This window comes from Rothia sp. HMSC073B08, assembly GCF_001812975.1.
In the GTDB taxonomy this organism is placed as follows: Bacteria; Actinomycetota; Actinomycetes; order Actinomycetales; family Micrococcaceae; genus Rothia; species Rothia mucilaginosa.
Genome location: NZ_KV811048.1, coordinates 46061 through 68315, shown reverse-complemented (window position 1 = coordinate 68315; position 22255 = coordinate 46061). Strand labels below are relative to the sequence as shown.

Below are 22255 nucleotides of genomic sequence, written 5' to 3'. Positions count from 1 at the left end.
CAACATGCATCCCACATATAGAATCAAAACCCACCGCATCCCCTCTTGAGGCTGCGGTGGGTTTTTTGCACCCGAAAGACCCTATAAACCGCGGAAAGATGAGAATCTTCCTTAAATTCGGATTTTTTATGCAAATATTACAGAACATGACGTGTCTTAGCTTTCACGACTGACACTTTGTCCTATAAAATTGAAAGCGGACAGGGAATTTCCCTAAAACACACATAAACCAACATACATACACAGAGTCGCTTCCGCCCCAGCGGGAGCTGGCGCACCTCCCATCTCACACACGGGAGGCGCCCCTTTCGGGAGTATCCGCGACGATACCCCCGGCGGCTCCCAACCATGGAGGAGGATCATATGGTTCAGAAAGGTAACTATTTCTAACCTCGCATCTCAAGGCCTCGCACTGAATCCTAACGATTGTCTGCACACACAGTCATTTCTGAAGGAAATATCATGCACCAACTACTCCTCACCGCGAGCACTGGTGGCGTAGAGCTGGACTTCCCGTCGTGGCTCCGAATTACGCACTTCATCAACTTCATTATGATGGGCTTCCTGATTCGTTCAGGTTGGGAAGTTCTCGCCTCTCACCCCCGTCTGTACTGGAACAACCACTGCACCCCGGGTTCCGAGTGGCTCAAGTTCACCAAGGACAAGGTTCCGACTGTCCCCGGTGAGTTCACAGCCCGCGACGACCAGCGTCGACTGTCGCCGCTTATCTCCCTACCCGGTAATGCCCAGATTGGTCTGGGCCGTGCATGGCACGCTCTTGTAACTTTTATCTGGATTGCTAACGGTCTCGTCTACGTCTCCTTGCTGTTCCTGACCGGCCAGTGGCGCCGCATCGTCCCGACCAGCTGGGACATCATCCCGCAGGCGTGGGAATCCATCCAGATTTACGCTGGCTTCCAGATTCCCTCGATTGAGCATTTCCAGCCGTACGACGCTCTGCAGCAGATTATGTACTTCACTGTGGTGTTCATCGTGGCACCGCTGATGATTGCAACCGGCCCGATTATGAGCCCGGCATTCTGCGGCCGCTTCCCCGGCTACGTGCGCCTCTTCCGTAACCGCCAGACCGCACGTTCCATCCACTTCCTGGGCATGGCGTTCTACTGCGTCTTCACCGTCATTCACGTGGCGCTGGTGTTCGTGGTTCACCCCCAGTACAACATCGCCCACATGATGCTGAACAAGCCCTACAACGAGGTCGACGCAGCACAGTTCGCTCAGGCAGTCACCATGCTCATTGGCGGCATTGTCTTCGCTGTGGCTCTGTGGATTTTCGCTTCGTACTGGTCCCTGCGCGACCTGCGATTCACCCAGACCTTCATTTGGGGTCTGACCCAGCCGATTCGTAACGTCCTGCTGGACCGTATCACCTCCCGTCAGGTGCAGAAGAAGACCTTCACCGATGCCGACATCTCGCCCTTCCACTGGGTTAACACTCGCCCGCCGACAGAGCGTGAGAGCACCGAGTGGAACCGCCTGAAGGAGCACGAGTTCGTTGACTACCGCCTCGAGCTGGGCGGCCTGGTGAAGGAATCCAAGTCCCTGAGCATTGACGAGCTCAAGCAGCTGGGCAAGGAAGTCAACATCACCATGCACACCTGCATGCAGGGTTGGACCGGCATCGCCAAGTGGGAGGGCGTGCGCCTGCGCGACGTTCTCGCACTGGTCGAGAAGACCGACGAGGCACGCTACGTTATGGTGACCTCCTTCGGCCACGTGGGCCACACCTACGACGGCCGCCCGACCGAACCCTACTACGAGTGCCTGGACATCTCCATGGCAATGGAAGATGAGACCATCCTGGCGTGGGGCATGAACGACAAGCCCCTGCCCGATGTGTACGGTGGCCCGCTCCGTCTGCGTGCGGACTCCATGCACGGCTACAAGATGGTCAAGTGGGTTCAGAAGATTGAGTGGATCAAGGACTACCACGATGTTGGCGATGGCCAGGGCGGTAGCCGCGAGGACTCCGGTCTGCAGCACTTCGACGCACGCGCCTAAGCACCCTCACGGGGCGCTACGACGCTAACCGTCGATACACCACCCTATAAAGCACAGAACGGTGGCGGGAAACATGGGCCCGCCACCGTTCGCTTATCTTCTCCGCTGCTCTCTACTGCTCTGAAAGATGCAGAAGCCAAGAGGGCATAAAGAAACCGCCCGGGAGCCTTAGCTCTCGGGCGGTTTCTTTAGAGGTTCGCCTTCTGGCGCTTTACCTTATGCGTCGTAGATGATGACGTCCAGGGTACGGGGGCCGTGCACGCCCTCCACGCGGATCAGCTCGATATCACTGGTTGCCGACGGACCGGAAATCATGGTCACGGGGCGGGTGTAGGTGATACGCTCGATCGACTCGGGAACCAGCTCCACCACGGTGGAACGGGGCACCACGCAGATGTGGTGGTCGGGCACCAGGGTGATGGCGCGGCGACCCTCATCGGGGTTGGTGTTCAAGAAGATCGTGCCGGTCTCTGCGCAGGAGACGGTCGAACCGGTCACCACAGCGTCAACTGCGTCCAGTTCCTTCAGGGTCAGGCAGCCGGGCTTGAGGGTGCTACCGGAGTCGGTGACGCGCTTGCGGTCAGCGGTGTCAGCCGGCAGCCACTCCATGTTCAGGCCCTCGGGAACCACGTAGGTGGACTTTTCACCCAGGCGTTCTGCGATGACCTCGGAGATGTTCTCCTTGTTCGCGTGGAACACATTTGCCTTGTAGTCAATGAGGCGGTCGACGAGCATCTCAATGGTCTGCTCTTCGTTCAGCTCGCTGACGCGGCGGTAGTTACGTACGGGCTCGGGGGCGACGGGTGCGTCAGCCAGGGACGAGCGGATACGTGCGAGGATATCTTCCTTAGCAGAGGACATTAGTTGTTCTCCTTAGCTTCACGGGCTTCCTGAGCAGCCTTAGCGTTTGCAGCCGCTTCAGCTGCCTTACCCTTGTTAGCCTCGATGAGGGCCTGAATGTCAACGCGCTGTGCGTTATCGCGTGCCGGAGCCTGACCCTTCTCCTTCTTCCACCAGTTGCGGAAGGATTCCTTGGGGGGCTCGGGGATGTCGCGGTAAGCGGTCCAGCCGCCGACGATACCGGGAACAGCGGTGATCTTGTGCTTGCGGCCGGTAATGAGGCGGGACATGGGCAGACCACGCTCTGCAATCGACATCATCTTGCCGGAGGTGAAGAGCTTCTTCGCACCGAGCATCATGCCGTCCATCTGCGAGAAGGGAGCCTTCTTGTTGCCCTCGAACTCGCGGATAGCGTGCTTGGACTCGACGTCCTTAGCGCGCAGGTGCACGAGGACCTCGGGGAAGTTAATCTTCACGGGGCAGACCTCGTAGCATGCGCCGCAGAGGGAGGATGCGTACGGCAAGGAGTTGTTCTCTGCAGCCTCGATACCGGAGAGCTGCGGGGACAGAATCGCGCCGATGGGGCCCGGGTAGGTGGAGCCGTAGGCGTGACCACCTGCGCGCTCGTACACGGGGCACACGTTCATGCAAGCGGAGCAGCGGATGCAACGCAGTGCCTGGCGACCGAGCTCGTCAGCCAGAACAGCGGTACGGCCGTTGTCAATGAGGATGACGTGCATGTTCTGCGGGCCGTCACCGGGGGTCACACCGGTCCACATGGAGGTGTAGGGGTTCATGCGCTCACCGGTGGAGGAGCGGGGCAGCAGCTGCAGGAATGCCTCGTAGTCCTGGAAGGTGGGCAGAATCTTCTCAATACCCATGAAGGTAATGAGGGTGTCGGGCAGGGTCAGGCACATACGGCCGTTACCTTCGGACTCCACGATGGTCAGGGTACCGGTCTCAGCAATACCGAAGTTGGTGCCGGAGACTGCCACGGTGGTGTTCAGGAACTTGTTACGCAGACGGTTACGCGATGCCTCTGCCAGTTCTGCCGGCTCATCGGTGATGTCCGGGTTAATACCCTCAATTTCGCGCAGGAAGATGTCGCGGATTTCGCGGCGGTTGCGGTGAATTGCGGGCACCAGAATGTGGGAGGGGCGGTCGTGGCCGAGCTGGACGATTTCTTCCGCGAGGTCGGTCTCAATAGCGTTGATGCCGTTTTCCTCGAGGAATTCGTTCAGGCCGGTCTCTGCGGTTGCCATGGACTTAATCTTGATGATTTCGTCCACGCCCTGCTCGCGGATCAGGTCCAAAGCAATCTGGTTTGCCTCGGTGGCGTTGCGTGCCCAGTGCACGTGGCCGCCTGCGGCAGTGAAGTTACGCTCGAACTGTTCGAGCAGCTCGGGCAGGTTCGCCAGAACGTAGTTCTTGACGGACTCACCGGTGTTACGCAGGTCCTGCCAGTCGGGCACCTCTGCGGTGACGCGTGCGCGCTTGTTACGGATCGCGTGGGTCACGAAGCGCAGGTTGGCGCGTAGCTGCTCGTTCTTGAGCTCTTCCTTCGCGTACTTGGGGAAGGGGGTTTCTTCGAAAATGTTGCCCTCGCCGTAGTGAACGACCTTGGGCATACCAAGCTGAATAGCGGTCATGAGGTCTTATCTTTCCTTAGCCGATCGAGAGCTCAACACGCTCGGAGTTGATCTTGAGCGGGTTTTCCTTGGTGGATGCGAGGATTTCAGCGAAGTGGATGGTCTGAACGTCCGAGCCGCGACGCATCAGCGCACCGCCGATGTTCATCAGGCAGGAGCAGTCGCCGCCGGTGCAGACGGAAGCACCGGTTGCTTCAACGTTGTCTGCCTTGTCGTTGACCATTGCGCCGGAGACGTCAGCGTTCTTGAAGGAGAAGGTACCACCGAAGCCGCAGCACTGGTCCATGCCCTCGAGCTGGGTGTACTTGATGCCTTCGACGGTGCGGACCAGGTCCTGCTGGCGGGTGCCCAGGCCGAGCATACGCATACCGTGGCAGGAGCTGTGGTAGGTGACGTGCTCGGGGAAGTAGGAGCCGAGCTGCTCGGCAGCGTTGGTGATGCCCAGGATGTCGATTAGCAGCTGGGAAAGCTCGAAGGTGCGGGAAGCAATCTGCTCTGCCTTCAGAGCCAGCGCTTCGTCGCCGCGGCTACGTGCGACCATTGCCTGCTGGTGACGCAGGGAAGCAACGCAGGAGCCGGAGGGTGCAACAGCTACGTCCCAGTCCCAGGAGTCGAAAGCTTCAACGTGGTTCTTGATGACTTCGTAACCGTCATCGAAGTAGCCCGAGTTGACGTGCATCTGAGAGCAGCAGGTCTGGTTCGGGGGGAAGACAACCTCGTGGCCCAGGCGCTCAAGAATTTCGACGGTGGCGCGTGCTACGCGGGGGTACATGCCGTCAACGATGCACGTGGAGAAGAGTGCAATGCGCATGACTTGTCCGTCCTTTCCTCTGTGTTCAGAGTTTCTCGGTCTCACCGCCTGCGTCTGGGGCAGGCGGGGCACAGTCCGAACAAGTTCGGTCTTCCAAAGAAGCGACTCAGATGTATTGAGTCGGGGAAGCTGGGCCGGATGGTTCCGGCTAATGTGCGCGCCCCAAGTGGAGGTGGGATGCGGTGGGATCAGAAACCGTGGTGATGTCTTTTATCTTTCTAGCCATTTAACACCGTTGGACGGCTTTTCTCTAGTTGGAATAGCACATACTTTCCTTGTTAAATAACCGGTTAGGTCGACCTGACCTTAAGGTATATTTCCCTACCTTCCGGTACATGTGACCTCATCTCCCATGCACCCCCCGTAAGACCCCTATATTCTTTTCGCAGATTGAACATTTATCAAACACACAGAAGTGGACCATAAACCCCCTAGAAATCCGCCGTTCTGAAGATTTTATGGTTGTTTTATGGGGCTTTTCCTTTTTAAAACAACATTCTTTTCGGGTATATGCGTCCAAATGAAGACTCTCCCCTGGGTAAACCAATGACCCATACACCCAACTCGTGATGTATCTGAAAATATTCGAGTTTCAGAACCTGGAATTAACTATCAGAACCGCAATATTTCGGCAGTTTCACTGGAAGCGAGCCCAGGTTCCGGTCGCCTTCCACAAAAATGAGTCAGGTCACTTTTGGTGAAACACCACATTATCCGGTACTCTTCTAAACATGCGATCAATGGTCTGACCACATCCCCATGCAGGGAACAATGACTCGTTCCCCACAGAATTATCTATGGTCTGACCACACACAAAACACACCCTGAACCAAAGGAGTTCCAGTGGAAACTTATACCGCTGTAACCAATGCAGTGGGAGGTAGCCTCGGCCTCAGCGCGCTCGTGGCAACCATTCCCCTCCTCACCTTCTTTGTGATGCTACTGGGCGTTAAGGCACGCGCCCACTGGTCCGCACTCGTGGCACTGGCAGCATCTATCCTCGTAGCAGCGCTGGGCTTCCACATGCCCGCTGACCTCGCCGGTCTGAGCGCCGTCCGCGGTGGCATCTACGGCCTGGTCATCTGCTGGGTTATCCTCGGTGCAATCTGGTTCTACCAGCTCACCGTTCTCTCCGGCCGCTTTGAAGACCTGCGCCGCGTCTTCGACCGCCTCGGCGGCGGCGACCTGCGCATCCAGGCTATCCTCATCGCATTCTGCTTCGGCGGTCTGCTCGAGGCACTGGCTGGCTTCGGCGCTCCCGTTGCAATTACCGCAACCATGATTCTCTCCCTGGGCGTTAAGCCCCTTAAGGCTGCTGTCACCGTTCTGATCGCTAACACCGCACCCGTGGCATTCGGCGCAGTTGCTGTCCCGATTACCACCGCAGCTGACGTTGGCGGCAAGGACCCACACGTTATCGCAACCATCGTTGGTCACCAGGCTCCGTTCCTGGCAATGCTCGTTCCGCTCATCCTGCTCGTCATCCTCGACGGCATGAAGGGCCTGAAGGACGCTTGGCTGCCCGCACTGGTCATCGGCGTTTCCTTCGCTATCGCACAGTGGGTCACCGCCGCTACCCCCGCATACAACCTGACCGACGTTGTTGCCTGCATCGTCTCCATGGGCGTTGCCGTGATCTTCCTGCAGTTCTGGAAGCCGCGCGGCGTCGCAGGCGTTCGTGAACGCTACGGTCTGCCCGCACAGGCTGAAGAGAAGGAAGCTCTGCCCGCCGTTCGCGTCTGGATGGCACTGCTGCCCTACGTCATCGTCGTTGCAATCTTCGGTGTTGCTAACCTGCACGCTGGCCTGAAGGCATGGCTGAAGAGCTTCGTCATCAAGATTGATATCCAGGCTCTGAGCTCCCGCCTCGTCACCGCTGACGGCAAGCCCGTCAAGGACGCTGTCTACAACTTCGCGTGGATGTCCAACCCCGGCACCCTGCTGATCATTTCCGGTCTGGTTGTTGCTGTCGTCTACTTCTTCTTCAACGAGAAGGGCCGCTACGCCTTCAAGTTCCCGGCAATCTTCACCGAGTTCGGTTCCGTTGTCTACCGCATGCGCTGGTCCATCCTGACCATTGCTTCGGTTCTGGCACTGGCATACGTCATGAACTTCTCCGGTCAGACCATTGCTATGGGTACCTTCCTGGCAGGCCTGGGCACCGTCTACGCGTTCCTCGCACCGGCTCTGGGCTGGATCGGTACCGCTGTGACCGGTTCGGACACCAGCGCGAACGCACTGTTCTCCAAGCTGCAGGTGTCTGCTGCTGAGAACCTGCAGCACGCAGGTATCCACGGCGCAACCCCCGAGCTCATGCTGGCTGCTAACACCACCGGTGGTGTGGTCGGTAAGATGATCTCCCCGCAGTCGCTGGCTATTGCTGCTACCTCCGTGGACATGGAAGGCAAGGAATCCGACATCCTCAAGGCTGTCCTCCCCTGGTCCTTCGCTATGCTCCTGTTCGTCTGCGTCCTGGTCTTCCTGCAGACCAACGTGCTGTCCTTCATGATTCCCTAATCTGAAGCTCAGGTTTTAGAGAGTTCCTGAAGCATCCGCTTCACGAACAGTAGGACATTCGCCCCGGTTTGACCGGAGGCCACAGCGGGGCGGCGTACCTTTCCGGTATCGCCGCCCCGCTTTTTATGCCCCTTATGACTCGATAGGTTGCCCCAATAGTTTGGGAGAACATGCTGAGTCGAGACTTCTTTTCGTTATCCGCCTCGTTATCAGGAGAGAGTATGCCTCGTTCTTTTGACGACACCCAGCCTGCAGAGGCGCCCCCTGTGGTTGAGCGCCAGCCGATTCTGGCGGACCGCAGCTACAGCATCATTCTGGAGACCTTTGAGCGGCGCCTGCGCCTGGGTGAGTTGCGTGTGGGCGATAAGCTCCCCTCCGAGCGTGAGCTGGCGGCACGGCACGGTATTTCCCGCCCCTCGGTCCGTGAGGGCCTTCGGGTTTTGAACGCGCTGGGTCTGATTCGTTCCAGCACGGGTTCGGGACCGAAGTCGGGCGCGATTATCATTTCTGAGCCGTCGGATGCGCTCAGCTGGGCGCTGCGCATGCACATTGCGACCCGCAGCCTGCCGGTGAAGGACGTTGTCTCAACCCGCCTGCTGCTGGAGGGCCCCGCGGCACGTGCGGCGGCTGCCGCGCCGGACACACCGGAGCGTGCGGCGGCGCTGGAGCGGGCGCGCGTGCATCTGGCGGAGATGGATGAGCAGATCAGCGATGAGCGCTTCCATTTCTGCGATACGCGTTTTCACTATGAGCTGTCGAAGCTCGGCGGCAATATTGTGCTTGATACGGTGATTGACTCTTTGCACATGGCGACAATGAGTTATGTGCAGGAGGCGGTTCCTTTCTTGAAGGATTGGGAGGCGGTCAAGCGCACGCTGCAGCGGCAGCATTACGGCATTATTGAGGCGATTGCCTCTCACGATGAGCAGGCGGCCTACGAGCGGGTGTGCGAGCATATTACGTGGTTCTATTCGCTGTCTGACCGTGCAGCGGAGGAGCGGGCGCGGCAGCATCCGGCGCGGGATATTCTGCACGAGGATTTGTGCCACGAGAACATTCACGCCGGCTAGGATGTGCCACTCAACCTCATAACCCCACATAGCTAAAGGGCGGTGCCCCGGAAGAATGACCTTCCGGGGCACCGCCCTTTAGCTATCTCAAAGACTTATTCGGTCCGAAATATTGAGTTTAGAACTTCGTGCCGGTCAGACGCTCATACGCCTCAACGTAACGGGCACGAGTCTTCTCCACAACCTCCTCAGGCAGGTGCGGCACGTTATCCGAACCGTCCCAACCCGCTTCCGGGGAACGCAGCCAGTCACGCACATACTGCTTATCGAAGCTCGGCTGTGCACGACCCGGCTCGTACTGGGTCGCATCCCAGAAACGCGAAGAGTCCGGGGTCAGCACCTCATCACCCAGGGTGATTTCGCCGCGGTACGAATCGGTACCGAACTCCATCTTGGTATCCGCCAGAATAATGCCCTGCTCGCGAGCAATCTTCTCGGCAGTGGTGTACAGGCTCAGGCTCAGCTCCTCCAGGCGCTCACCCACCGGCTGACCCACCTCAGCGTACAGCTCCTCACGGGTCACCAGCTCATCATGCTCACCCACCTCAGCCTTACCGGTCGGAGTGAAAATCGGGGTGTCCAGGCGGGAACCATCCACCAGACCCGCAGGCAACTTTACACCAGCAATCTCACCGGTCTCGTTATACGCCGCCAAGCCCGAACCAGTCAGGTAACCGCGCACAATGCACTCCACCGGGAACATGTTCAGCGAACGGCAAATCATCGCGCGACCAGCCACAACATCCGGAACATCAGTGGACAGCACGTGGTTCGGAACCTGCTTGAGCTGCTCAAACCACCACAGGGACATCTGAGTCAGAATCTTGCCCTTATCCGGGATCTCGGTGGGCAGAATACGGTCAAAAGCGCTAATACGGTCCGAGGCGACAACCATGACCGAACCGGCACGCAGCTCAGCGTCATCATTGACGGTCAAGCCGGTAGCGTCAAAACGTTCCTCATTCGGAACATACAGGTCGCGGACCTTGCCGGAATAAATGTGAGTCCAGCCCGGGATTTCCACGGGGTTAGAACGAGAAGTCATGAGAATTTCTCCTGATGAGGTGGTGTGATGTGGATGCAAAAAGTCTGTGTAATTACAATACCGCGACAGGCGCGGCTCCCGATAGTGCCATCAGTCATCAATACGGCACAATCTTGAGAGCCCAACCTACCCCGGTCGCCGCCGACAGCACCCCGAGCTGAGGAAATGAACCCGGGAAAAGCTGAGGCGGCACAAAGCTAAGAAGCGAGTGGCAAAGAAGCGACCGGCTCCCCCACCCTCAAGCGGGGAAGCCGGTCACCTTAGGTTTTAGCCGCGCGGGGCGGGAATCTGGATGCGATTCTCCACAGCCTTCAGCGCGATATCGGTGCGGTACTGCGCGCCAGCCCAAGAGATAGCGCGAACACCCTCGTAGGCGGCGGCGCGGGCAGCGCCCAGGTTCTCACCGAGCGCCACAACAGCCAGCACACGACCGCCAGCAGTCAGCACACCCTCCTCGGATGCGGCAGTACCCGCGTGAATCACGTGCACGCCCTCCAGAGCATTCGCCTCATCCAGACCGGAGATAACATCACCCTTGCGGGGAGTGTCAGGGTAGTTCTCAGCAGCCATAACCACGTCCACTGCGGTGCGGGGATCCCAATCCAGCTCGGTACCCTCAGAAATTTCACCGCGAGCAGCCGCACGCAGCAGCTGACCCAGCGGGGTGCGCAGACGCGCCAGAACCGCCTGGGTTTCCGGGTCGCCAAAGCGGGCGTTGAACTCGATAACGCGCACGCCGCGGCTGGTCACAGCCAGGCCGCAGAAGAGCACACCCACGAACGGGGTGCCGCGCTCAGCCATACGAGCCACGGTCGGGCGGGCAACCTTCTCCACGACCTCCTGCACGAAGCCCTCGGGCAGCCAGGGAAGCGGGGTGTAGGCGCCCATACCGCCGGTATTCGGGCCCTCATCGTTGTCAAAAATGCGCTTGAAGTCCTGAGCCGGGGACAGCGGCAGAACGTTCTTACCGTCAGAAATGACGAAGAGGGACACCTCGGGGCCGTCCAGGAACTCTTCGATGACCACGGTACCGCCAGCGTTGAAGCAAGCCTGAGCGTGCTCCAGTGCTGCGGTGCGGTCCTCGGTCACCACAACGCCCTTACCTGCTGCCAGGCCGTCGTCCTTCACCACATAGGGTGCACCGAACTCGTCCAGGGCAGCCTGCGCCTCAGCAGCATTCGTTGCCACGTAAGCGCGGGCAGTCGGCACGGAAGCCTCTTCCATGACCTGCTTAGCGAAAGCCTTAGAACCCTCCAGCTGAGCGGCAGCTGCGGAGGGGCCGAAAACATCAAAACCCGCCTCACGCAGTGCGTCAGAAACACCGGCGACCAGCGGCGCCTCCGGGCCAATAACGACCAGGTCGGCGTTCAGTTCGCGTGCCAGGGCGGTTGCCTGGGCGGGGTCATTCGCATCAATTGCATGGACGGGAACATCCTGGGCAATGCCGGCGTTGCCGGGGGCGCTGTGCACCTCGGTTACCTCAGGGTCGCGCAGAAGCGCTCGAATAATTGCGTGTTCGCGGCCGCCGGGGCCCAGTACCAAAACCTTCATGCTATTCAGGGTACCCGGTATCACTCTAAAAACGTGAGCTGGGCTCACTAAAAATGCGGCTCTTCTCATGTAGCGGCACATTCGTAAGAATGCACGCTAGAGAAGAGCCGCACAGCGCGGTAACCGAAGCTACCGAATCAAGCTAAAAGCACTAGATGAGGGCGGTAATGGCAGCCACACCACCGAAGACAATACCCGGGAGGTTCGCGATGATAATCGGAACATCCTTCTTGGGGCGCCACAGACCGTACAGAACCCACAGGGTGCAGTTCACCGCAGCGACCAGCGGCTGGATCCAGTCACCCTTGTGACCGTTCAGGTTACCGATAATCTGCGGGAAGTAGAAGACATACATGAGCACTGCGGTCACAGAAGCAACGCGAGCCAGGATGGGGAAGAACTTTGCGTGGAATTCAGAATCCACGCCCACGCCACCCTTGGGGGAGACGTTCTGTGCGGAGGTGTTTGCGGAGGTGTTGTTCTGCTCTGCCATGGATGTACTCCTTTACATGGTTTGCCGCTCACCAATCAAGAGTGAGTTGAGGGGTAAGGGGCATTAAGCGATGCATACTCGTACCGGGTCACGTCTAACTAGTTTCGCCTAGATATAGAGGCCCCGGGACTGCATCAATTGCGTACTGGATACATTACGCCCGTTCTCAGACTGCATATTGGGGCATGTCAGAGATGATGAACCGTGGATACACTCATAGCTCATCGATTGACGGGGTGGGGTTTTGCTCATCTGCCGCTGCCTTGGTCATCGCCATGTTCATGAGGCGGTACGTCGAGGCGCCAGAATGGTTCGTCGGGCGTCAATCGTGGTCGGTCCTATGCGGTGCTGGGTTTTTCGGTTCGTGCGGGCTGCGCCTCGCTCACTTACCTTAGTCTTACCCGTTGCGCTTGAGCACACTTCAATTATAAAAATGAATTACTCATAGCTTCAACTCGCAGTAAACGTGAATCTCTTCACAGGGCTCTCCCTCGACGGTGCCAGCCCATCCTAGCTCCGCGCCACCAGAGACAAATAGGGTCAAGCCGCACGCCCCGTTTAAACTAGAAGAATGACCAACAGCACCACCCCACAGGCAACCACTCACACCACCGACCACAGCAGCACCTTCGACGTAGAACTCGCGCAGCTCACCCGCAACAACTTCATTGAGGCACGCCACCGCGGCCGCCTCATCCTGCTGGGCCCCGACGGCGAAGTACAGCTTGCCCTCGGCGACATTCACGAGCCCTTCTACCTGCGCTCCGCCGCCAAGCCGCTGCAGGCCATCGGATCCATGAAGGCGGGCGCACCCCTGCGCGGCTCCCAGGTCGCCATCGCCTGCGGCTCGCATCGAGGCACCTTCGAGCAGATGCGCGCCGTGCAGGACGTACTCACCCAGGGCAGCACCGAAGCCAACCCGCTCACCCCGGCAAACCTGGCGCTCAAGCCCACGCTCCCCTCCGACAAGCAGGCACGCCAGGCAATGGTTCAGGCGAACCTTGCCGCTACTGCCCTGGCGCACCCCTGCTCCGGCAAGCACGCCGCATTCCTGTGGGCGTGCACCGCCAAGCTTGAGCGCGGCGACCTCGAAGAGGGCTCGCAGGACTGGACTCTGCACAACTACCTCGACCCCGCCCACCCGCTGCAGCAGGTCATCACCGAAGAAATTGAGGCGTTCACCGGCGAGCCCGTAGCCGCTATCGGCGTTGATGGCTGCGGTGCGCCCGTGCACGCCGTCTCCCTGGCCGGTGCCGCACGCGCCTACTCGACCCTGGGTGCGGCAATCCGCAACCTCGGCGCGGATGCGCGCGCCTCCACGGTCGCGACCGCCATGGTGGATTACCCCGAGCTGATTCAGGCACCCGGCTCCCCCGACACCGTGCTCAGCGAAGAACTGGACGCGATCGTCAAGGGCGGTGCGGAGGGCGTGCTCTGCATTGGTCTGCGTTCGGGCGCATCCGTGGTGGTGAAGATGAGCGACGGTTCGCACCGCGCCATGTACGCCGTGGCTCTGCGTGCTCTCGCCGCTGGCGGCTACCTGAGCGCCGAGGAATGCGAGCGCCTACTCGCGCTGGTGGTTCACCCGGTGACCGGCGGCTACGTGGACGGCAAGCCGGTTGAGGTGGGCGAGCTGCGTGTGTATGAGGAGCTTTTCACCCGCGAGGGTCTGGTTCCCGGCGCCCCGGAAGAGGACTAATCGTGGCGATTCGACGTAAAACTTCCGAAGCAGACGGCATGGCGGCGGTACGCGAAGTGCGTGCTTTCTTTGAGGCGCAGCGTGCGGCAGCCGGCGAGCCTGCAGATGTGCATGCCCAAGGCGAGTACCTGCTGAACAGCGCCGAGGTGGAGCAGGCGTTTGCCGCGCTCCCCCGCTCGGTGCGTGCGACCTTTGTGCGCTTCACCTTGGAGGAGCTGGCAACCCTCGCCCCCGGCAATAGTGTGGAGGTGCGTGTACCCCCGCTGGGTGTGACTCAGTGTATTGCTGGCCCCCGCCATACGCGCGGCACTCCCCCGTCCGTTGTGGAGGCGCGTCCGCTCGTGTGGGCGGCGCTGGTTCTGGGTGCCTGTTCGTGGGCGCAGGCGGTGAGTGCCGGTGCGCTGGATGCGTCGGGTGAGCGTAGTGACCTTTCGGGTTTGTTGCCGCTCTTCTAGAATTCGCTACGAGCTCACAGGTCCACGCAGTTTTCGTGATTTGGCGTGTTTGGTGCCTGTTCTAGTGGTCCATCCTGAGGTATTTAGCGTATCCTTCACCACGTCTACATTGAAACCCGGTACACTTTTAAAGGTCTGGTGTATGCTACCGCACACACAGGCAGGTGCGAGTACAGAAACACACGTCCGTCTTGCGCCTGCGCAGACGCATCCGCAGTCCCAACGTCGAAAAGAAGTGAATTGATTCGTCCCGACGGAAAACTCACTCACGACCTCGATCCGATTGACCACGGCCCCAAGGACGCCTGCGGCGTCTTCGGCGTGTGGGCACCCGGCGAGGACGTGGCAAAGCTAACCTACTACGGTCTGTACGCACTCCAGCACCGCGGCCAGGAATCAGCAGGTATCGCAACCAGTAACGGCAAACGCATCCACGTGTACAAAGATATGGGACTCGTCTCCCAGGTCTTTGACGAAGCCACCCTCAGCTCCATGCCCGGCGACCACGCTATCGGCCACGCCCGATACTCCACCACCGGCGCATCCCACTGGGCTAACGCACAACCCACCCTCGGTACCACCCCGCACGGCACGCTCTGTCTGGCGCACAACGGTAACCTCACCAATTCCGCTGACCTTTACGACCGTATCCTCGAAAAGAACGGCGGCAAGCCCCCCAAGCACGGTGAGCTTGCTCAGGGTAACACCACCGACACCGCACTCGTTACGGCTCTACTGGCAGAGCATGACTTCGATTCCCTTGAAGAAGCAGCGCTCGACCTGTTGCCGACCCTGCGCGGTGCTTTCTGCCTCACCTTCATGGATGAGAACACTCTCTACGCCGCACGCGACCCGCAGGGTGTACGCCCCCTCGTACTCGGTCGCCTGGAGCGCGGCTGGGTTGTCGCATCCGAAACCGCGGCACTTGATATTGTCGGCGCATCCTACGTGCGTGAAGTGGAGCCCGGCGAATTCCTCACCATTGACGAGAACGGTCTGCGTTCCCAGCGTTTCGCAGAAGCTAAGCCCGCCGGTTGCGTCTTCGAGTACGTCTACCTCGCACGCCCGGACACCACCATCTCCGGCCGTAGCGTCTACGAATCCCGCGTAGAAATGGGCCGTCAGCTCGCCCGCGAACACGCTGTTGAAGCTGACCTGGTCATGCCCACCCCCGAATCCGGTGTTCCGGCTGCTATTGGTTACGCCGAAGAGTCCGGCATCCCCTACGGTAACGGCCTGGTCAAGAACGCCTACGTGGGCCGAACCTTCATTCAGCCCTCGCAGACTATCCGCCAGCTCGGTATCCGCCTGAAGCTGAACCCGCTGAAGTCCGTGGTTGCCGGTAAGCGCCTCGTCGTCATTGACGACTCCATTGTTCGCGGTAACACTCAGCGTGCCCTCGTGCGTATGCTCCGCGAAGCTGGCGCGAAGGAAGTGCACGTGCGCATCTCCTCCCCGCCCGTGAAGTGGCCCTGCTTCTACGGTATTGACTTCGCCTCCCGCGCGGAGCTGATCGCTAACGGCCTGTCCGTGGACGAAATCGCTTCCTCCCTGGGTGCCGATTCTCTCGGCTTCATCTCCCAGGACGGCATGATGGCAGCCACCGAGCAGCCCGCCGAAAACATGTGCACCGCATGCTTCACCGGCAAATACCCGATCGAGCTGCCGAGCGAGGAACGACGCGGCAAGTCCCTCTTCGACGCTGGAGAAAAGGGCAAGGGCGGACCCCTCGCCGGCAAGGCAGCTGAGGTGACCGTGGAGCGCCCCGTCCCCTCCAAGCCTGAGCACGCCGAGGCAGTCTCCATTGAAACCCGCGAAGGAACCGAAACTCTCGAAACGAAGTTCGACCCTTCCGCAGTACAGGTTGCCGCAGACGATGCCGGTATGGGCATGTGCAACCCCGGCCCCGACGCCGACCTCGAGGCATTGCTCACCGAGCAGGACCGCATCCCCGCAAACTCCTCCGCTACCGCTACCCCGAAGGAATCCTAATGAGCGAGAACACCACCACCGTAACCTACGCGAGCGCAGGTGTTGACGTAGAGGCTGGCGATCGCGCCGTTGAGCTGATGAAGGGCGCTATCAAGGCGACCCACAACTCCTCCGTCGTTGGTGGCGTGGGCGGCTTCGCGGGCCTGTACGATGTCTCCGAGCTCGTCAAGTACCGCAAGCCCTACCTGGCTACCTCCACCGACGGTGTGGGCACCAAGGTCGCTATTGCGCAGGCACTCGATATTCACGACACCATCGGCTACGACCTGGTCGGCATGGTCGTGGACGACATCGTGGTCTGCGGCGCTAAGCCGCTGTTCATGACCGACTACATTGCCACCGGCAAGGTCGTTCCCGAGCGTATCGCTGACATTGTGCGCGGTATCGCTGGCGCATGTGCACAGGCTGGCACCGCCCTGGTTGGCGGCGAAACCGCTGAGCACCCCGGCCTGCTGGCCGAGGATGAGTACGATGTCGCCGGTGCCGCAACCGGTCTGGTTGAAGCGGACGAGCTGCTCGGCCCGGACCGCGTGCGCGAGGGTGACGTGCTGATCGCTATGGCGTCCTCCGGTATTCACTCCAACGGCTACTCCCTGGTCCGCAAGGTCCTGAACGTAGCCGGCTGGGGCCTGGAGCGCCAGGTGGACGAGCTGGGTCGCACCATCGGTGAGGAGCTACTCGAGCCCACCCGCGTGTACGCGGCGGACTGCCTGGATCTGGCGGCGGCATTCCCCGTCAACGGCGAAGACGGCACCACCGGTAGCGGTGTACGCGGCTTCTCGCACGTGACCGGCGGCGGCCTGGCTGCTAACCTGGCTCGCGTTCTGCCTCAGGGCCTGGAGGGTCGCGTGGACCGCTCCACCTGGCAGATTCCCGCCATCTTCTCCCTGATCGGTTCGCTGGGCAATGTGCCCCTTGCCGACCTGGAGCGCACCCTGAACCTGGGCGTGGGCATGATTGCTATCGTTGACCCCTCCGTGGCTGAGGCTGCTACCAAGCGTCTGAACGACCGCGGTATCCCCTCCTGGATTATGGGTGACGTTGTTGCCGCCGGTGAGCCCGAGGCTAACAACCCCGATTACGTTCAGGGCGCTAAGGGCGTGGACGGCGGCGCGGTTCGCCTGCTGGGCTCCTACGCTTCCTAAGGACGCTTTCTCCAGTAGGTAGCGAGCGCCAGTTTGCTGGTGCTGATGATTCTATAGACCGGGGCGGTCACCGATGCGGTGGCCGCCCCGGTCTTTGTGTGTCTACCGGCGGGGCGTGCTGCCCCGTGTGTTTGATGCCAGCTTTTTATTTATTTTCACGCGTATTTTGGGCTATTTTTATTTTTTGCTATCAACTGCATTTTTAATGCATTTCAGTGCTTACACCACAGTGTTAAAACATTTATTTCTCTCCCCTGTCAGCAAGAGGTACCGCATATCCTGCCTCGCATATTCCAACCCTCAAGCTTTACTTACATAAACTCTCAATCATTGGGCACTATTCAGCCTCCAGAGGTTGATTTTCTGCACATTAACCCGTGAAAAGCACCTCAAAAATCCCTCAAGTTCACCTTGAGGTGATACCTTAGAAATGTACGTTGCACACCGTCCAAAAAAGGGTTCTTTCGGTACGAAAAAGGGTCTACAAAACACTATTCCCTCACCCCATTCATTACTTCAGCGCACCCAAAGAGGTCCCTTTTAGTGCCCTGTAAAAACCCTATACGCACCTCGTGCATCTGCAGACGGAAGCACCAGTACACATCACACAGTCCGCATACCACCTACATCAGGAGAACCAGATGAGGCTTCCATACATCGGTGCGCAGCGCACCGAAACACCTCCTCGCCCCCGCATCGATAACCGCCGCACCGATAACCTCTACACCGATAACCGCCGCACCGATGACCCCTGCCCCGATAACCGCCGCCGCAAGCGCCCCGCACACGCAGCCATGAGCCTGCTCGCCGCCGGCGCACTCCTCTTCGGAGGCGACCTACCCGCCGTCCTCGCGCAGGCACCCAGCGACGAAGCCATCCTGGCAGCAGCTCAGGCAGCGCCCCAGATTGAAGGCCCCGTCAGCCCCCTCACCCTCACACGCAACGGCGTAGCACGCCCCACCACCCCCACCGCGGCAGCCCCCGGCACGCTTCCCCAGCAGAACTTCGACCGATTCATCGTCACCTACACCGACGAAGCCAAGCAGCGTAAGCAGCAGAACGAAGGCAATCGGGATGCAATCCAAGACATTGCTAATGACGTTAAAGACACCGTTGATGTTGCCAGTGAATCTCTGAACGTTGACACTCAAATCCTGCGCAGTACCTCCACCGATGACGCCGTCATCCAGACCTCCAAAACCCTCAACAAAAACGAGGCGAAGGAGTTCATGGCGAAGGTCGCCTCCGACCCGGACGTAGCCTCCGTCGAACCCGACTACATCAACTACCCCGCCGCAGAGGGCGACATCACCTTCCAGTACAACGACCCGCAGTACAGCAAGCAGTGGAACCTCACCAACCCCACCACCGGCGTTCAGAACACCGGTAACGCACGCCTGCGCCGCGGCGCATACGTGAAGGTCGCCGTACTCGACACCGGCTACGTACCGCACCCCGACCTGGTCACCGGCATGGCGAACGGCTACGACTTCGTCAGCGACCCCCTCAGCGCCCGCGACGGCGACGGCCGCGACCCCAACCCCAAGGATGAAGGCGACTACGCGCCCTACAACCTCTGCAAGGATCAAGCGAACGCCCACACCTCCACCTGGCACGGCACCAGCGTTGCCGGCATTATCGGCGCCCGCGGCAACAACGGCATGGGCATGGTTGGTACCGCCGACCTCGCCCGTGTGCAGCCCGTGCGCGTGCTGGGCCGATGCGGTGGCCGCACCTCCGACATTGCCGACGCCATCATCTGGGCAGCCGGCGGACACGTCGACGGGGTGCCTGATAACACCTACCCCGCCAAGATTATCAACATGTCCATCGGCACCGTAACCCAGTGCCCCGCCGCTTACCAGCGCGCCATCAACATCGCCCGCTCCAAGGGCGCAATCGTGGTCGCAGCAGCGGGTAACGGCAACACGGAGGCCTCCAAGTACGCGCCCGCCAACTGCATGGGCGTCATCACGGTTGGCGCAACCACTAAGGCTGGCACGCGAGCATCATTCTCGAACTACGGCACGAGGGTTAACATCTTGGCACCGGGTGAAAACATCCTCACCCTGTCCATGAACAGCCTCGACCGCCCTGATAATACTAAGTTCAGCTACGACTATGAGAGCGGCACCTCCATGTCGGCACCGCACGTCTCCGCTCTGCTGGCGCAGCAGCTGGTCAACGGCACCTCCATGACCACTAAGCAGGTCGAGGAGGCGTTTACTCTCATGGGGACGAACCGCATCAAATGCGATAAGTACTTCTGTGGACGAGGCATTATCAACAGCTTCAAACTGGCTAAACAGGCTGGAAACCTGGACGCGAACGGTAGGGTGACCTACCTACGACCGCGCAAGACGATCAAGGTGATCTCTAAGGGACTGAGCGCAGGCGCGTCTAACACCAAGATTGCCGATAGAGCCGCCGCCGCCGAGGCAGCCAAAGCAACCACAGAAGCTCTCACGGCAGGAGCCAACGGCGAGAGCCTCACCGGTGACTACGACCGGATTCCCGGCGCTCCCGCCATGGAAATCCCCGAAGATGCCCAGGTCTACGACCTGAACGGTGACGCCGAGCCCATCACCCAGGACGAACCGCTAGTCACCAACCCCGCCCAGAAGCCCCGCGAGGTCAATGAACAATAAGCTATCCGCTACCGGCTTCGCACCAGGCCCAGTCGACAGCGCATAGTAAAAGCCCCCGATGAGAGAACTCATCGGGGGCTTTTCGTATCTAAAATCAGTTTTGACTAGCGGTGATTACCGGTCGCGAAGCCCAGGTAGCCAGTGTTCGGGTATGCACTGCTCGGGTAACCGCTGCTCGGGTAGGTGTTCGCAGAAGCACCGTACCAGGAGCGGTAACGGGAGGTGTGACCGTGACGCGGACGCGACGGGTAGGAGGGGCGAGTCACCGGGCGGGACGGGCGGGTCCTAGCCTTAGGAGCGGGGGTCACCTTCGGAGCCGGGGTTGCCTTAGGCGCGGGGGCCTGCTGACGCTTAGCGTCCTCTTCAGCCTTCTTGCGTGCCGCCTCTTCAGCCGCCTTCTTACGTGCGGCTTCCTCCTCAGCCTTCTTGCGTGCTGCCTCAGCCGCGGCAGCATCCGCAGCCTCGCGGTCGGAGCGGACCTGCTGAACCGCGCGTGCCGCATTCACAATGCCGGAACCGCACGCGGACTGGTCGCACTCAACACCCTGAGAGGTGGATTGCAGAGCCTTCTTCGCCTGAGCATACGTCAGCTTCGGGTCGACCGACTTCATGAGCGCCACAATACCGGCAACATGCGGTGCCGCCATGGAAGTGCCCTGGTACTCGGCGTAGTCGGCCTTACCGGGAGCAGTCTTACCGGCGTTCAGGGTGGAGAGAATACCGCCACCCCAGTAGCGGCGGTCGCCACCGGGTGCGCTCACGTCCACGCGGGAGCCGTAGTTAGAGAAGTAGGAGCGCTTGCCATTCTTATCGGTTGCGCCCACATTGATGACGTCCTCGCAGTTGCCGGGGCTGGACTTCGAGGCATCAAAGTTGTTGTTACCCGCCGCGACAACCACGATGGAGCCGCGTTTATTCGCCTGAGCAATCGCCTGGCGGTACGGGGTGGTGCAAGTGCCCTCGCTACCGATGGACATGTTAATGACCTGGGCGGGGTTCTGGTTTGCGGGGACACCGCGCACACTACCACCGGCAGCCCAAATAATGCCGTCGGTGATGTCCGAGTCGAAGCCGCCGCAGGCGCCCAGAACGCGCACGGGCACGATCTTCGCCTCGGGTGCCACGCCGGCAATGCCCTCGTTATTGTTCGCGATAGCGGCAATGGTGCCCGCCACGTGGGTGCCGTGCCAGTCGGAGGCGGTCGCCTTCGAACCGGTGAAGCACTGGTTATCTACGGTCCAGTTGCCAGCATCGGTCGGGTCGGAGTCGCGGCCGTTACCGTCGTTGGAGAACGCCGACTCGGCAATAAAGTCGTAGCCGGGCAGCACGTTAGCGTCCAGGTCCGGGTGGGCGGTAATGCCGGAGTCAAGCACCGCCACGGTCACGCCCTTGCCGCGGGTGGTGCCCCACGCCTCCAGGGCGGAGATGCCCTTCTCACCGGTGAGGGACCACATGCGGTTCATCTTCGGGTCGTTGATCTTGACGGTCTCCGAGGTGTTATCCACGGTGGCGTAGCGGCGCATATCTGGCGACACGGAGGCGACCTTGGAGTTCGCGCTCAGGGCGTCCATGTACTGTTGCGCCTGAGCGGGGGTGAGCTCTGCGGAGGTGGTGACCACGCTGGCATCCAGCGCGGTGGAGCGGACGTAGCTGGTCTTAATGTTCAGCAGCTCGTCAATGCTCTGCACCTCGGAGCTGATGCCCGCGTAGAGTGCGTCGCTCCAGGTTGCCTGCTGGGTACCGGCGGATGCGGACCAGTCAATCTGATCTGCGGTGGCGTCGGCGGAGGCGGCGTTCTTCGCCTCATCGGTATAGGTGATGATGAAGCGGTTGTATGCCACGGGCGCGGACTGGGTGGTGTTAGAAGCCTGTGCCGCCGCCGAAGCCTGGGTTGCGTGGGTGGCCAGCGCGGTGGGTGCCGCCACGGCGGGGATCACGCTTGCCGAGAGCAGGCAGGTTGCGGTGACGAAGCTCAGCAGGGAACGCTGTGAGGAGCGTGCCTGCGAGGGGCGAGCAATGCGAAGCATGGACGTCCTTGAGGTGAGTGGTACCGGGTGCGCACGATGCGGCGTAGCGTTGCCGTCTCGCGTTGAGGGCGTGTGCTCGGTACGAGTGAATACGGAAGAGTGAGGTGTTGGTGCATTGTGTGTGCTGTGAAGTGGTTCCACAATGTGCGTGCACGGGTACGCACCGTGAGATACTCTAGCACCCTTTTTCAGTTACTTTATGAATAAAATAACCTTTGTGATGCAGGTCATTTTATGCATAGATGAGTAAAACTTAAATCACTACTTTAAGTCGCGAGAATATTCCGACTA

15 protein-coding genes are annotated in these 22255 nt (G+C 60.1%); 8 read left to right on the top strand and 7 right to left on the bottom strand.

Annotated elements, in window-relative coordinates:
* The first annotated feature begins 462 nt into the window (after positions 1-462).
* Complete coding sequence (locus tag HMPREF2884_RS00850; RefSeq protein ID WP_070614842.1) at positions 463-2022, top strand: molybdopterin-dependent oxidoreductase; 1560 nt, start codon at positions 463-465, stop codon at positions 2020-2022.
* 216 nt (positions 2023-2238) lie between these two features.
* On the opposite strand, the gene HMPREF2884_RS00845 is transcribed toward HMPREF2884_RS00850, so the two are convergent.
* From HMPREF2884_RS00845 to HMPREF2884_RS00835, 3 genes are read right to left on the bottom strand one after another with little or no spacing between them, the layout of a single operon-like run.
* On the bottom strand, positions 2239-2883 hold the full coding sequence (locus tag HMPREF2884_RS00845; protein ID WP_049351951.1) for a LutC/YkgG family protein: 645 nt from the start codon (positions 2881-2883) through the stop codon (positions 2239-2241).
* Positions 2883-4511, bottom strand: coding sequence for a LutB/LldF family L-lactate oxidation iron-sulfur protein (locus HMPREF2884_RS00840; RefSeq protein WP_070614841.1), 1629 nt, complete (start codon positions 4509-4511; stop codon positions 2883-2885). Before HMPREF2884_RS00840 ends, HMPREF2884_RS00845 begins: the two co-directional genes overlap by 1 nt.
* A gap of 16 nt (positions 4512-4527) precedes the next feature.
* Positions 4528-5322, bottom strand: a complete 795-nt coding sequence (locus HMPREF2884_RS00835) for a (Fe-S)-binding protein (protein WP_005504630.1) — start codon at positions 5320-5322, stop codon at positions 4528-4530.
* Positions 5323-6165: 843 nt separating this feature from the next.
* Between HMPREF2884_RS00835 and HMPREF2884_RS00830 the strand changes: the two genes are divergently transcribed.
* Together HMPREF2884_RS00830 and HMPREF2884_RS00825 are read left to right on the top strand one after the other, a co-directional pair.
* Complete coding sequence (locus HMPREF2884_RS00830) at positions 6166-7839, top strand: L-lactate permease (protein WP_070614839.1); 1674 nt, start codon at positions 6166-6168, stop codon at positions 7837-7839.
* Between the two features lie 221 nt (positions 7840-8060).
* Positions 8061-8909: a FadR/GntR family transcriptional regulator gene (locus HMPREF2884_RS00825; RefSeq protein WP_070614837.1), complete on the top strand. Its 849-nt coding sequence runs from the start codon at positions 8061-8063 to the stop codon at positions 8907-8909.
* Between the two features lie 118 nt (positions 8910-9027).
* Here the strand turns inward: HMPREF2884_RS00825 and HMPREF2884_RS00820 are convergent, their stop codons facing one another.
* The 3 genes from HMPREF2884_RS00820 to HMPREF2884_RS09320 form a co-directional block, all read right to left on the bottom strand.
* Complete coding sequence (locus HMPREF2884_RS00820; RefSeq protein ID WP_049351957.1) at positions 9028-9954, bottom strand: phosphoribosylaminoimidazolesuccinocarboxamide synthase; 927 nt, start codon at positions 9952-9954, stop codon at positions 9028-9030.
* Positions 9955-10221: 267 nt separating this feature from the next.
* On the bottom strand, positions 10222-11505 hold the full coding sequence (gene purD / locus HMPREF2884_RS00815) for a phosphoribosylamine--glycine ligase (RefSeq protein ID WP_070614835.1): 1284 nt from the start codon (positions 11503-11505) through the stop codon (positions 10222-10224).
* Between the two features lie 151 nt (positions 11506-11656).
* Positions 11657-11998 carry a hypothetical protein gene (locus HMPREF2884_RS09320; protein WP_171840176.1) on the bottom strand — a complete coding sequence of 114 codons (342 nt, stop codon included), beginning with the start codon at positions 11996-11998 and terminating at the stop codon, positions 11657-11659.
* Between the two features lie 571 nt (positions 11999-12569).
* Between HMPREF2884_RS09320 and HMPREF2884_RS00805 the strand changes: the two genes are divergently transcribed.
* From HMPREF2884_RS00805 to HMPREF2884_RS00785, 5 genes are all read left to right on the top strand, one after another.
* Complete coding sequence (locus tag HMPREF2884_RS00805; RefSeq protein ID WP_070614833.1) at positions 12570-13697, top strand: asparaginase; 1128 nt, start codon at positions 12570-12572, stop codon at positions 13695-13697.
* A gap of 38 nt (positions 13698-13735) precedes the next feature.
* The gene (locus HMPREF2884_RS00800; RefSeq protein ID WP_371325918.1) at positions 13736-14152 is read left to right on the top strand and encodes a sterol carrier family protein; all 417 of its coding nucleotides are present in this window, start codon (positions 13736-13738) and stop codon (positions 14150-14152) included.
* A gap of 240 nt (positions 14153-14392) precedes the next feature.
* Complete coding sequence (gene purF, locus HMPREF2884_RS00795; RefSeq protein ID WP_060824317.1) at positions 14393-16144, top strand: amidophosphoribosyltransferase; 1752 nt, start codon at positions 14393-14395, stop codon at positions 16142-16144.
* On the top strand, positions 16144-17289 hold the full coding sequence (gene purM / locus HMPREF2884_RS00790) for a phosphoribosylformylglycinamidine cyclo-ligase (RefSeq protein ID WP_060824316.1): 1146 nt from the start codon (positions 16144-16146) through the stop codon (positions 17287-17289). Before purF ends, purM begins: the two co-directional genes overlap by 1 nt.
* Before the next feature lie 641 nt (positions 17290-17930).
* Entirely contained in the window at positions 17931-19937 is a 2007-nt protein-coding gene (locus HMPREF2884_RS00785; RefSeq protein WP_049327452.1) for a S8 family peptidase, read from the top strand.
* A gap of 104 nt (positions 19938-20041) precedes the next feature.
* On the opposite strand, the gene HMPREF2884_RS00780 is transcribed toward HMPREF2884_RS00785, so the two are convergent.
* On the bottom strand, positions 20042-21964 hold the full coding sequence (locus HMPREF2884_RS00780; protein ID WP_070614831.1) for a S8 family peptidase: 1923 nt from the start codon (positions 21962-21964) through the stop codon (positions 20042-20044).
* Positions 21965-22255: the final 291 nt, after the last annotated feature.

Bases quoted from the DNA above. Each gene is read 5' to 3' on its own strand.
- HMPREF2884_RS00845 (WP_049351951.1), bottom strand. From the start codon at position 2,883: ATGTCCTCTGCTAAGGAAGATATCCTCGCACGTATCCGCTCGTCCCTG.
- purM (WP_060824316.1), top strand. From the start codon at position 16,144: ATGAGCGAGAACACCACCACCGTAACCTACGCGAGCGCAGGTGTTGAC.
- HMPREF2884_RS00850 (WP_070614842.1), top strand. From the start codon at position 463: ATGCACCAACTACTCCTCACCGCGAGCACTGGTGGCGTAGAGCTGGAC.
- HMPREF2884_RS09320 (WP_171840176.1), bottom strand. From the start codon at position 11,998: ATGGCAGAGCAGAACAACACCTCCGCAAACACCTCCGCACAGAACGTC.
- HMPREF2884_RS00835 (WP_005504630.1), bottom strand. From the start codon at position 5,322: ATGCGCATTGCACTCTTCTCCACGTGCATCGTTGACGGCATGTACCCC.
- HMPREF2884_RS00780 (WP_070614831.1), bottom strand. From the start codon at position 21,964: ATGCTTCGCATTGCTCGCCCCTCGCAGGCACGCTCCTCACAGCGTTCC.
- purD (WP_070614835.1), bottom strand. From the start codon at position 11,505: ATGAAGGTTTTGGTACTGGGCCCCGGCGGCCGCGAACACGCAATTATT.
- HMPREF2884_RS00785 (WP_049327452.1), top strand. From the start codon at position 17,931: ATGAGGCTTCCATACATCGGTGCGCAGCGCACCGAAACACCTCCTCGC.
- HMPREF2884_RS00825 (WP_070614837.1), top strand. From the start codon at position 8,061: ATGCCTCGTTCTTTTGACGACACCCAGCCTGCAGAGGCGCCCCCTGTG.
- HMPREF2884_RS00820 (WP_049351957.1), bottom strand. From the start codon at position 9,954: ATGACTTCTCGTTCTAACCCCGTGGAAATCCCGGGCTGGACTCACATT.
- HMPREF2884_RS00840 (WP_070614841.1), bottom strand. From the start codon at position 4,511: ATGACCGCTATTCAGCTTGGTATGCCCAAGGTCGTTCACTACGGCGAG.
- HMPREF2884_RS00805 (WP_070614833.1), top strand. From the start codon at position 12,570: ATGACCAACAGCACCACCCCACAGGCAACCACTCACACCACCGACCAC.
- HMPREF2884_RS00800 (WP_371325918.1), top strand. From the start codon at position 13,736: ATGGCGGCGGTACGCGAAGTGCGTGCTTTCTTTGAGGCGCAGCGTGCG.